This window comes from Amycolatopsis sp. NPDC003676 (genome assembly GCF_053587275.1).
In genome coordinates, this window is sequence record NZ_JBSFNS010000179.1 from 1 (window position 1) to 11,867 (window position 11,867).

The following is an 11,867-nucleotide window of genomic DNA, read 5'->3' on the forward strand; positions in this document are numbered from 1 at the left end:
GCCGAGCCGAGCCGAGCCGAGCCGAGCCGAGCCGAGCCGAGCCGAGCCGAGCCGAGCCGAGCCGAGCCGAGCCGAGCCGAGCCGAGCCGAGCCGACTGCGAAGCGGCCTCGGGCCGGGCGGGCCGCGGCTGCGGGGTTGCGCTGTGCGGATGAACAGAGCGGATCGAGCGAAGATGCTGAACCCAGTCGAGGCCGCGCTATGCCGATTCGGCGGCGATCTCCGGCATCGACCGTGCCTTCGCCCGCCTTCGCCCCGCCGCTGGCCGGGCGCTGAGCAGCACCTGCCGCGACTCTCGAAACATTCCGCGGGACAACAACCCTCGTCTCCCGGTGCCCGGCCCTGCCCGGCCGGGCACCGGGAGCGCAGAACGCGGGCGGCCGTGAGCCGCCGCCGGCGTCCGCTTCGAGGGTGGTCAGGCGTCCCGGTTCGCGGTGTGCCGCTTGCGGAGCACCGCGCCGGTGACGTGCACGAGCGCCACTCCGCCCGCGGTGGCGAGTCCGGCCAGGACTCCGGCGGTCGCGAAGACGATCGCGGCCGCCCCGGCGAGCAGAGTCAGCAGGAGCGCGATCAGCTGCCACGGCTGAGTCCCGCCGTCCGGCTGCCGCGCGGCCAGTTCGACCGACGTCCGCGCGGTCTTCCACGACGGATACGCCGGGCGCGTGCTCGGCCGCGGCGACGGTACGTCCGGTGCCGGTTGCGGCATGCCTGGTTCGTGAAACGTCACGGTCACCCGGCCGGGGCGTTGACTCACGGCGACCGCATACGGTCTGTCGCCGCCGGTGTCCGATTTTTCTGTCCGACGGTATGCCTGGCCTGCATTTTCCGCGCCAGGACCGGTCATTGTGGATCCTTTCTTGTCCGCCGGAAAAGTGCCGGAACACAGTTCCCAGCCCGCCCCCGAGGGGAACTGGTTCCGGCGGCCGCGGCGGGCGTCCGGGGAATGGAATATTCCACCTTCTTAACCCCTCCTGCCTGCGGCAACGCTATCTTTGCATGCCCGCTGCCGATCGCGCTAACCCGGGGCGCGAAATTCTTCGCCGAAGCCGCACGGACTGGTGTTCCGATGCCCGGTATTCGCGATCTGCCGGACTATTCCGCGCGTTATCAATGCGCACATATTCGACCCGATCGGGTGAATGTGCGCCGAGGCCCACTTTGGGGTTCGCCGTCCTGATCAACCCAGCGAACGCGGGCGGGTCGCTGCTACGGTGAGTGTCCGGCGCAGACAGGGGAGAGCATGGACGTACGGACGCTGGCTCGCGAGGAGCGCGCCGACTTCGCGGACTTCCTCGAGACGCTCACGCCCGAGCAGTGGGACGAGCCGACGCTGTGTGCCGGCTGGAACGTGCGCTCGGTCGTCGCGCACGTCGTCAGCTACGACGAACTCGGCGGACGGCAGCTGGCGCAGCGGTTCGTCCGCGCGGGGCTGTCGCTGAAACGGTCGAACGAGGTCGGCCTCGCCGAGTACCGGGTGCGCGCGCCGGAGGAACTGATCGGCGTCATGCGGCGGAACCCGCAGCCGGGCCGGATCCTGGGCAAGTTCGGCGGGATGGTCGGCTTCCTCGACGGACTGATCCATCAGCAGGACATCCGCCGCCCGCTCGGGCTGCCGCGGACGATCCCGGCCGCGCGGTTGCGCCGGGCGCTGGAACTGTCGCTGCGCGCGCCGCCGATCGGAGTGTCGCGCCGGCTGACCGGGTTGCGCGCGGTCGCGACCGACCTGGAGTGGACGTCCGGGAGAGGCATCGAGGTCCGCGGCCCGGCGGAGGCGCTGCTGCTAGCACTGGCAGGCCGTCGCGCGGCGGCGGACGACTTGACTGGTCCAGGACTCGACGTGCTGATCAGCCGCACCGTCGTCGCTTGATCCGGCCTGGTGCGGGATTGTTGGCCCTCTGTGTGCTGCCCGGCTGCGCCGTGACTCCGCTCTGGCTCTGAGTGTCCATGCCGCATGGCTCGGACGCTGCTTTCGGCGTGCGGGTCAGCCGCGCCATCGTGGCGGGATCCGCCTTGACGCTGGCCAATGCCCGCGGCGCGCGGCCAGCTTGTCCGGACGCTGGCTGTTCACGCAGCATTGCCCAGACGTCGCCTCGGGCGACCTGATCGGTCGGGCATCGTGGCGTGATCGGGCCCAGCTTGCTGACTATTTGCACCACTGTCGTGTGACAACCCTCGCGCGGGGGTTGCGTATGCGCTTGGCGACAGCAGTCATGTCCGCGACCGCACTCCTGGAAGCGAGGTGATGCCCGACCGGACGCCCGCCGCTTTTCCCCCTCGCGGCACCCGTGACTGCCGCCGCGCCTCGCATCGCTCAGGCAGCACGGGTGCCGGCCGCGGCGGCGTCCGCCCTCCGGGGTGTCACCAGTTGGTGACGGCTAACCCGGCGGTAACCCGCGCTCAGCCTCCTGTCGCGCGCCGAAAGTGCTTGCGGCTGCAGGAAAATCCCGGATCCGATGATCACCCGGACCGGGGGCTTGCGTTACGCGCGGGCGACATCCCAAATGGGACTCCAAGCACCACAAGGGGAGGAGTCCGGTGTTCAGGTGGCAGCAGGCGGAAGGAAAACGGCACGCACTGGACGCGCCGTTCGCGCCGAGACCCGGGGAAACGTTCACCGCACTGTGCGGGGCCGAAGTCACGGTCGCCCGCCGCGATGTGCCGCAGCTCGGCGGGCACTGGTTCGATCCGACGTGTTCCGACTGCTCGGAGGAATGGCTCCGCCAGGAAGGACAGGTCCGCTCGGACGAGGCCCGGTGCCTGGCGTGAGCAGTGTGGTGACCGCCTTGTGCGCACGCGTCGCTGGGGCGGATTCGACCGCAGTGGGCGTCCGGTGCGCGAGCGACGCAGCACTCGCGGGGAACGACGCATGACCGGACGCTGGAGCAGGCTCCCGGAGCAGCGCGGTTCGGCAGTGGGGCTCACCGGACCCGAACTGGTCACCTGGATTCGCGACCTGCAAGCCACCCTGGCACTCGACCTCACGTTCCTGACCCGGGCGCTCGACGAACGTTCCCCGCGGCCGGACGCGGTGCGGGACCTCGGCGAGCGGCTTCTCGACCTCGGCCGGGCGTTGATCCGACGGGCCGATCACCTGAACGAGGCCGTCCTGGCGAGCCTGCCCGCGCACGGCTGGCTGCCCCAGGCGGGTGCGCCCGCGAACGCGACACGGCTGGCGCATCAGGTCGGACGCCGCCCGCTGCGCTGCGGGCCGGTGTATCTCGGACTGTGCGGAGCGGCGTGTTTTCCGGTGTTCGGGCAGGATCCGCACGACCACACGAAAAGGTACGAGCGGTGCGCGGAATGCCTGAGCAAGGGCGGTGTCGCGATGCACCGTGAGTGACGGAGGCCAGGGAGCGGGAACAGGCCGGGCGGGGGAGTTGTGGGCCGTGGGCCGGAACGCGCGCAGACCTGAGTGAACGGGTGCGCAAGGACGGGGCACCGGGTCGAGACCGGAGCGGCAGGTGCGCAAGAACGGAGCACCGAGCCGAGATCTGGGCGGCGGGGCGCGCCAACCGGAGGATCGGGCGAGACCGAGCAGCAGAGCGGGCAAACTCGATCGCTGGCCCGAGCCGCCGGGTGCGTAGCCGGAGCGCTGCGCCTAGACCTGAGCCGCCGGGCACCTGGCCGGAGCGCTGCGCCTAGACCCGAGCCGCCGGGTGCGTAGCCGGAGCGCTGCGCCTAGACCTGAGCCGCCGGGCACCTGGCCGGAGCGTCGCGCCTAAACCCGAGCACGCGCCTAGACCCCAACCACAGGCCACGCAAACCGGATCACCCGTCCGAAACCCGGCCGTCAACCCAGCGCCCCACGGGATTTTCCGGTTTCCTGTACCGATGAGCGAGGAGACCTCCACCCGTTCCACCGAGCGGCTGTTCCGGATCGCGATTACGCTGAAGGGCCTCGACGGAGGCCTTCAGCTGATCGGGGCGCTGATCCTGGCGTTCATCCCCGCGACGGCCGTCACCGGGTTCGTGAACGCGGTCATCACCCGCGACCTGCTCGGCGACCCCTCCGGCACGCTCGCGCGGCATCTCGAAACCGCCGCCGAGCACTTTGCCGGCGGGGGGACCAAGACGTTCGCCGTCGCGTACCTGCTGGCGCACGGGTTGCTCAAGCTCGGCCTCGTGTGGGCGCTCGCGCGCAAGTGGGTGCGCGCCTATCCGGTCGCGATGGTCGTGCTCGCCGCGTTCGTCGTGTACGAGATTTACCGTGCCTTCGAAACCCACTCCATCGCGCTGCCCTTCTTCGCCGCGCTGGACGCGGTGATCATCGTGCTCGTCTATCGCGAGTACCGGAACCTCAAACGCGATCACGCCTGACCTCGCTCAGGCGGCAGCGGGAAACCTTTCCGTCACCAACGTCGCCACGTCCGTCGGTTCCACGAACAGGGCCGTCGCGTTGTCGCGGCCGCCCAGGGCAATGGCGGTCGCTACCAGCGCGGACGCGCCGCGGGCCGGGTCGGCCAGGATTTCGTCGATCGTGGCGGGCGTCAGGACCTTGTGGACGCCGTCGCTGGTGAGCAGGAGGCCGCCGCTCGACGTCTCCGTCGTGCCGATCTCCTCCGGTTTCGTCGTGCGGACGCTCGTGGTCACCAGGTGCTCCATCCGCGGCGAGTATGGCTGGTGCCGCGACCGGAAGTACTCCGCCATCGTGTGGTCCTGCGTCAGTTTGTGGATCATCGACCCGTCCCAGGCGTACGCCCGCGCGTCGCCCACCCATGCGATCCGGTATCCGCCGGCGAACGGCATCGCCACCACCAGCACGGCGTCTCCGGTGCCGCCCAGCCGGTGAACTGCCTGCTGTGCGGTCAGAATCGCTTTGACCGGGCCGAATTCGACGGGGGTGCGCGCGGCGGCCGCGGCGGCGACCCGGGCGGCCCGTCCGGCGCCGGGGTCGTCCCCGACGCCGTCGGCGAGCGCGAAGGTGATTCCAGGCGCCCCGGCGGCCGCGTAGGCGCTCACCGCGTCGGCATTGCGCTCGCGCGGCCCCTGCTCGCTCGCGGTGTGCCAGCGTGGATATCCGGCCATCGTGACCTCCCGGGCGTTCCCTGCGGATGACTCTCCGTGCTTTCCAGAATGCGCCTCGTTCCTGGGAGGAGGCTGAGGATCCGCGATCTCACCGGGTGAGCTGGTAGACAGTTTCGCCACCGACAGTGGTCGCGGTGAAGTTCGCGGCCACCCACTCGGAGATGTCGTTCGACCCGCCGCCAGGACCGCCGCCTCGGCCGCCGTCCACGTAGTACGCCACTTCGCCCGCCGCGACGTACTGCTTGAACTCCTCCAGCGTCGGAGCGGGATCGCTGCCGTCCCATCCGCCGATGCCGATCACCGACTTGCCGCTCGCCAGCTCCAGGCTCGCCGCCGACTGCGACCCGGTTGTCGCGGCGGCCCATTTCGTCGTCGTGCCGCCCAGCAGTTGACCGACGGAGCCGCTGGCCTCTTCCATCCCGCCGCCGAAGCCCATGCCCCCGGTACGCGGACCCGAAGTAGGGATAGAACCGCTGTGCGGCAAGGAAACCGTCTCGACCGCGTACCCGGCGGTGCCGACCCCGAGTGTCAGGACAATCGCCGCCGCCAGACCGATCAGAACAGTCCGCGCTCGCGGCACCCCGACCACCACGATGGTGCTCACGAGCAACCCCAGTACCACGATTGCCCAGCGCAGCAACGGGAACCAGTCCGGCGTGCGGTCGAGCAGGATGAAGTCCCACACCGCGGTCGCCGCGATCATCCCGCCCAGCATCGTCCGCGGCGCGGTGTGCGCCCGGCCGCACCACAGTGAGTGCCCGGAAATCGCGACCAGCGCGGCGATCGCGGGCGCGAGCTGCACCGCGTAGTACGGGTGCACGGTGCCGCTCATGAAACTGAACACCAGCCCGGTCACGAGCAGCCAGCCGCCCCAGACCACCAGCGACGCCCGGGTCCGGTCGGTGCGCGCGGCCCGCCGGGTGAACCACAACCCGGCGACCAAGCCGATCAGCGCGGCGGGCAGCAGCCACGAGACCTCGGTGCCGAAACTCGCGCCGAACATCCGCCCGAGACCCGAACTGCCGCCGAACGCGCTGTTCCCGCCGCCGCCGAAACCGCCGCCCATCCCGCCGCCGTTGCCCTGCCCGCCGAAGATCCGCCCGAGCCCGTTGTACCCCAAAGCCAGCTCCAGCAGGCTGTCCCCGGTCGACCCGCCGATGTACGGACGCGACCCCGACGGCCACAACTCCACCAACGCCACGAACCACCCAGCCGACACAACCACCGCGACCCCGGCGTAAACCAAGTGCAGCAACCGCTTCCCCAGCCCCGTCGGCGCGGCGATCAGGTACGCCAGCGCGAACGCGGGCAGCACGAGGAACGCCTGCATCATCTTCGTCAGGAACCCGAATCCAATTGCCACGCCAGCGAAAACGAGCCACCGAGGCCTGGCCTTCTCGATCGCCCGCACCGTGCAGTACGCCCCGGCGATCAGCAGCAGCGTGAGCAACGCGTCCGGGTTGTTGAAGCGGAACATCAGCGCGGCGACCGGCGTCAGCGCGAGCATCGCACCGGCCAGCAATCCCGGCAGCGGCCCGGAAACCCGGCGAACAGTCAGGTAAAGCAGGCCAACCGAGCCGACTCCCATGAGCGCCTGCGGGGCAAGCACGGTGAAGCTGGAGAACCCGAAGACGCGTGCGAAAGCCGTCCCCACCCACAACGCGGCAGGCGGTTTGTCGACAGTGATCACGTTCCCGGCGTCCAGCGAGCCGAACAGCCACGCCTTCAGGCTCTGCGTGCCCGATTGCACGGCGGCGGCGTAGAACGAGTTGCCGAACCCGGAAGCGGTCAGGTCCCAGAAGTACAGGACTGCGGTGAGCGCCAGGAGGCCGAACACCGACGGACGGATCCAGCGAGGCGTCGCGCGATCCGGCGCGTCCGGGGCGGTAGGCCGGGCGGACAGGACAGTGCTCAAGACGACTCCTCGGTAGCGGTACGGCGCGGATTGAAGACCCAGCCCCGCAGCAGCAGGAAACGGAGCACCGTGGCGGCGAGGTTCGCCAGCACGAGCACGGTCGTCTCCAGGACGAGCCCGGGATGGGTGGTGTGGTTGAGCAAGGCGAGCGAACCACTGGTCAGCGCCAGTCCGAGGCCGAACACGATCAGCCCCTCGAACTGATGCCGTCCGGCGCCGGCCCGGCCGCGGACGCCGAAGGTCACCCGCCGGTTCACCGCGGTGTTCGCGATCGCGGTGACGAGCAGTGCGGTGAAGTTGGCCGCCTGCGCGCCGACCATCGTCCGCAGCAGCAGGAAAAGCAGCAGGTACGCGACCGTGCTGGCGACGCCGACCGCGGCGAACCGCACGAGTTGTTTCACCAGGCTCGGGGACACTCCGGGGGCCTCCACGCCGATCGGTTCACGGCCGAGCTGTTCGCGCAGCCGGTGCACGGGAATCTCGCCGGTGAAGGTCGCGCGGGTGACCCTGGCGATGCCTTTGAGGTCGGCGGTGGCGGTCGCGATGAGGTCGACGGAGGAGTCCGGGTCGTCGACCCAGTCGACCGGCACCTCGTGGATCCGCAGTCCGGCGCGCTGGGCGAGCACGAGCAGCTCGGTGTCGAAAAACCAGCCGGTGTCGCGCACGTGGGGGAGCAGTGCGCGGGCGACGTCGGCGCGGATCGCCTTGAACCCGCATTGCGCGTCGGAGAATCTGGCGGCCAGCGTGCCGCGGAGGATCAGGTTGTAGCAGCGGGAGATGAACTCGCGCTTCGGCCCGCGGACCACCCGGGCGCCGCGGGCGAGACGGCTGCCGATGGCGACGTCCGAATGTCCGGACAACAGCGGCGCGACGAGCGGATCCAGCGCGGCGAGGTCGGTGGACAGGTCCACGTCCATGTAGGCCAGCACGGCGGCGTCCGAGGCGGACCAGACCGCCTGCAGCGCGCGGCCGCGGCCCTTTTCGTCGAGGTGATGCACCTCGACCTCGGGGAACTCGCGGGCCAGTTCTTCGGCGACCGCAAGGGTTTTGTCGGTGCTCGCGTTGTCCGCGACGGTGATCCGGTACGGGTAGCCGGCGCGTTCGGCGAGATGCGCCTGGAGCCGTCGGATGCACGGCTCCAGGTCGGTTTCCTCGTTGTATACCGGGATGACGACGTCGAGCACGGGATGCGGGCCGCCGAGGCCGACCGGAGTCGTCCCGGGCCGCGGGGCGCCGCTGCGGGAGGGGGCGGTGGCGTTCATGCGTTCACCGTTGTCCGCGGGGCTTTGGCCACCTTGTGGTGTTCCTGTGCTTGCGCTGTGCGACGTACGCCCGATCCGGTGATCTTGGCCGCACGGCACGGAATCAGGCGGCCAGGTCGTAGACGGTCACACCGTCCACTGTGGTCATTTGGTAGTTCTCGGCCACCCATTGGACGATCCGGGCGGCGGCGTCGCTTCCGCTGCTGGAGCCGCGCATCGTCATGCCGTCGCCGAGGAAGTAGCGGATCTGGCCTTCGCGGACGTACTGCTCGAACTGCGCGAGCGTCGGATACGGGTCGGTGCCGTTGAATCCGCCGACCGCGAGGACTGGTTTCCCGCTGCCGAGTTGGTATCCGGCGGCGTTGTTGGACCCGACCGTCGCGGCGGCCCATCGGTGCTCGCCGGAGTTCCGCAGCAGCGCTGTCAGGTTCGCGCCGGGCAAGGTGGTGCCGAGCAATCCGCCGCCGCCGAACATCTGCCGCGTATTCGGTCCGGCGGACGGGATCGCGCCGGTGTGCGGAGTGGATGCGGTGGCGATGGTGTACGCGCCGGTTCCCGTGAGCAGTACTACCAGGCCCAGTATGGCGGCGATCCGACCAAAGTGCTGGGCGAAAAACAGTGCGATAGCGGCTAAAAGACCGAGGACGAGCACTGTCGGGGCGAGCCAGGGTTGCCACGAATTGTCCAGCAACAGATAGGCCGTGACTGTCGTCAGTGCGACACCGCCGCTCAAAAGCCCTACGGCGGTTGGATTGCCGCGGATCCGCCACAACTGGACGGCCGCGATCCCGACGAGCGCGGCGATCGCCGGGGCGAGCGCGACGGTGTAGTACGGATGGATGATCCCGCCCATGAAGCTGAATACCGTGGCGGTCACGATCAGCCAGCCGCCCCAGATCAGCAGTGAAGCGCGGCTGCGGTCGGTGCGGTGCGCGTAACGGGTGAACCACAGGCCAGCGCCGAGTCCGAGCACCGCGGCAGGCAACAGCCACGCGATGCCGCCCGCCATTTCGTTGCCGAACAACCGAAACAGCCCGGTGCTGCCCCAGCCGCCGCCCGGACTTCCGCCGACGCTGCCGGTCTCGTCCCCGGTGATGCGGCCGAAACCGTTGTACCCCAAGGTGAGTTCGAGCAGGCTGTTGTTTTGGGACCCGCCGATGTACGGCCGGTCGGCGGCTGGCCACACTGCCACGACGGCGAGGTACCAGCCTGCCGAAACCACGACGGCGGCGAGTCCGGCGAGCAGGTGCAGGAAGCGTTTGCCTAGAGTGATCGGCGCGGCGACAAGGTAGGCGAGTGCGAAGGCGGGCAGGACGAGAAACGCTTGCAGCATCTTGGCGAGAAAGCCGAATCCGACTGCTGCGCCCGCGAAAACGAGCCACCGAGGGCTGGCCTTCTCGATCGCCAGGACGGTGCAATAGGCAGCGGCGATCAGCAACAGGACGAGCAGCGCGTCCGGGTTGTTGAAGCGGAAAATCAGTGCCGCTGCCGGGGTAAGTGTGAGCACCGCGCCAGCTAGCAACCCCGCCGCCGCACCGGAAGTACGTCGCACGGTCGCGTAGAGCAGCCACGTGGAGCCGACGCCCATCAGTGCCTGCGGCACCAGGATGCTCCAGGCGTTCACTCCGAACAGCCGCGCGGACAGGCTCATCACCCAGAGCGCGGCGGGCGTCTTGTCCACGGTGATGCCGTTGGCGGCGTCGGTGGAGCCGAAAAACAGCGCCTTCCAGCTTTGCGATCCGGCTTGGGCGGCGGCGGAGTAGAACGCGTTGGCCCAGCCGGATGCGCTCAGATCCCACAGGTACAGCGCGGCGGTCGCGACGAGCAGCAGCACGAGGCTCGGGCGCGCCCACCTCGGTTCGCCGCGCTGTTCCGGCGTGGCGGGGACGGCTGGATGGGTCGCGACTGCGGTCATGCGGTCAGCCTCGCGGCGCGACCTGGGGCCGGGATGTGCCTACCCTGTGTGCCCGCTGTGGGACCTGGGGTCATGGGCTCGCTGTGCCGGGACTGCGATCGGCAGGCGGACGGCGAAGGACGTCTGGCCTGGGCGGCTGCGCATCGCGATGGTGCCGTGGTGTGCGGTCAGTACTGCCGAGACGATCGCCAGGCCCAGTCCGGTTGACCCGGCTGCTCGCGATCGTGACGAATCTCCGCGGGCGAAGCGTTCGAATACCGCTGGCTGTAGTTCGGGCGGGATGCCCGGGCCGTCGTCGGTCACCGTCACCACGGCGCTGCCGTCCGCGGATCGGGTCAGGGCGGTGATGACGGTGCTGCCGGGTGGCGTGTGGACGCGGGCGTTCGCCAGCAGGTTCGCCAGAACTTGGTGCAGGCGTTGGACATCGCCCAGTACGAGGATCGGTTCGTCCGGTAGGGCGAGTTGCCAGACGTGGTGTGGACCGGCGACGTGGGCGTCGCTGACCGCGTCCGCTACCAGGCGGGTCAGGTCTACTTCGGCGACGTCTAGCGGGCGGCCTGCGTCCAGGCGGGCTAGCAGGAGGAGGTCTTCGACCAGGGCCGTCATGCGGTCGGCTTCGGATTCGATTCTGGTCATCGAATGGGCTACGTCTGGCGGGGCGTGGCTGTCGGATCGTCCGGCTAATTCGGCGTAGCCGCGGATGGCGGCCAGTGGGGTGCGGAGTTCGTGGCTGGCGTCCGCGACGAATCTGCGGACGCGTAGTTCGCTGGCGTGGCGGGCTTCCAGGGCGGAGGAGATGTGGCCCAGCATGTGGTTCAGTGCTGCGCCTACTTGGCCGACTTCGGTGCGAGGGTCGGTGTCTTGGGCTGGGACTCGGACGGACAGGTCTACGTCGCCTCGGTCCAGCGGGAGTTCGGAGACTCGGGAGGCGGTCTCCGCTACGCGTTCCAGGGGGCGAAGGGTTCGGCGGACTGCGAAGGCGCCTAGGAAGGCTGCTCCCGTTACTCCGGCTGCGGCTACGCCGAAGAGGATCAGGCCGACGGTCAGCAGCGTCTGTTGCATGGGGGCTAGGGGGACGCCGGTGATGACTATGCCGTCGGGGATGGGGATTGCGGTCAGGCGGTAATCGCCGAGGGTGCCCAGGGTGCGGGTGTAGGGGCGGCCGGTTGTTGGGGGGTTTTGCAGGGCCGTCAGTTCGTCCGGGGTGAGGGTGATGCGTTGGCCGTGGGGGGAGAGCCAGCCGCCGGTGCCGTCTTCGCCGTCGGAGTCGAAGTGGGCGGTGACTGTGCCTGCGCCTTGGCCTGGGGCGTCTAGGGGGTTGCGTTCGTTGCCGGGTGGGCCTGGGTGGGTGGCGAAGTCGAGGGCGCGGGCGGTGGCTGCGGAGAGCTGGGTGTCGGTTTGGGTCAGGAGGAAGGCGCGCAGGGCGAATTCGCTGATTACGCCGATGGTCAGGCAGACCAGGGAGAGGAGGATTACTACCGAGACGGTCAGTTTCGTGCGCAGGGATCGCCGTCGCGGGTGGGCGGCTAGTCGTGCGCGGAGGGGCATGACCTGAGGGTGCGGTTTGCGGGTGTGGGGGCGATGTGTGGTTGCTGTGAGTGGGCTGTGCGGGCGGCTCGTCGCCTGGCGGCGACATCGCTGGTGGTTGCGTGGGGCACCCCGAAGCCGAGTGTGCTGACGGTTCGGGGGTGCTTGTCAAGGCGGGAAAGATGCCTTGACAAGCACCCCCGAACCGCAGGGAGGCGTAGGATA

10 protein-coding genes are annotated in these 11,867 nt (G+C 69.6%); 4 read left to right on the forward strand and 6 right to left on the reverse strand.

Annotated elements, in window-relative coordinates; genetic code table 11:
* Window positions 1–413 precede the first annotated feature (413 nt).
* A complete protein-coding gene (locus ACWDNU_RS43285; RefSeq protein WP_449673128.1) occupies window positions 414–704 on the reverse strand; it encodes a hypothetical protein in 291 nt (96 codons plus the stop codon).
* Between the two features lie 534 nt (window positions 705–1,238).
* On the opposite strand from ACWDNU_RS43285, the gene ACWDNU_RS43290 reads away from it, so the two are divergent.
* From ACWDNU_RS43290 to ACWDNU_RS43305, 4 genes are all read left to right on the forward strand, one after another.
* Window positions 1,239–1,865, forward strand: coding sequence for a maleylpyruvate isomerase family mycothiol-dependent enzyme (locus ACWDNU_RS43290; protein ID WP_370935571.1), 627 nt, complete (start codon window positions 1,239–1,241; stop codon window positions 1,863–1,865).
* A 668-nt stretch (window positions 1,866–2,533) separates the two neighbouring features.
* Window positions 2,534–2,764 carry a zinc finger protein gene (locus ACWDNU_RS43295; protein WP_449673129.1) on the forward strand — a complete coding sequence of 77 codons (231 nt, stop codon included), beginning with the start codon at window positions 2,534–2,536 and terminating at the stop codon, window positions 2,762–2,764.
* 100 nt (window positions 2,765–2,864) lie between these two features.
* Complete coding sequence (locus tag ACWDNU_RS43300; protein WP_370935573.1) at window positions 2,865–3,338, forward strand: hypothetical protein; 474 nt, start codon at window positions 2,865–2,867, stop codon at window positions 3,336–3,338.
* A gap of 491 nt (window positions 3,339–3,829) precedes the next feature.
* Window positions 3,830–4,315 carry a DUF2127 domain-containing protein gene (locus ACWDNU_RS43305; RefSeq protein ID WP_449673130.1) on the forward strand — a complete coding sequence of 162 codons (486 nt, stop codon included), beginning with the start codon at window positions 3,830–3,832 and terminating at the stop codon, window positions 4,313–4,315.
* Between the two features lie 6 nt (window positions 4,316–4,321).
* Here ACWDNU_RS43305 and ACWDNU_RS43310 read toward each other — a convergent pair whose 3' ends face one another.
* From ACWDNU_RS43310 to ACWDNU_RS43330, 5 genes are all read right to left on the reverse strand, one after another.
* On the reverse strand, window positions 4,322–5,023 hold the full coding sequence (locus ACWDNU_RS43310; protein ID WP_449673131.1) for a PP2C family protein-serine/threonine phosphatase: 702 nt from the start codon (window positions 5,021–5,023) through the stop codon (window positions 4,322–4,324).
* 88 nt (window positions 5,024–5,111) lie between these two features.
* Window positions 5,112–6,938, reverse strand: coding sequence for an ArnT family glycosyltransferase (locus ACWDNU_RS43315; RefSeq protein ID WP_449673132.1), 1,827 nt, complete (start codon window positions 6,936–6,938; stop codon window positions 5,112–5,114).
* Complete coding sequence (locus ACWDNU_RS43320; RefSeq protein ID WP_449673133.1) at window positions 6,935–8,200, reverse strand: glycosyltransferase; 1,266 nt, start codon at window positions 8,198–8,200, stop codon at window positions 6,935–6,937. Before ACWDNU_RS43320 ends, ACWDNU_RS43315 begins: the two co-directional genes overlap by 4 nt.
* Window positions 8,201–8,303: 103 nt before the next feature.
* On the reverse strand, window positions 8,304–10,115 hold the full coding sequence (locus ACWDNU_RS43325) for a glycosyltransferase family 39 protein (protein WP_449673134.1): 1,812 nt from the start codon (window positions 10,113–10,115) through the stop codon (window positions 8,304–8,306).
* A 39-nt stretch (window positions 10,116–10,154) separates the two neighbouring features.
* Complete coding sequence (locus tag ACWDNU_RS43330) at window positions 10,155–11,663, reverse strand: sensor histidine kinase (protein WP_449673135.1); 1,509 nt, start codon at window positions 11,661–11,663, stop codon at window positions 10,155–10,157.
* Window positions 11,664–11,867: the final 204 nt, after the last annotated feature.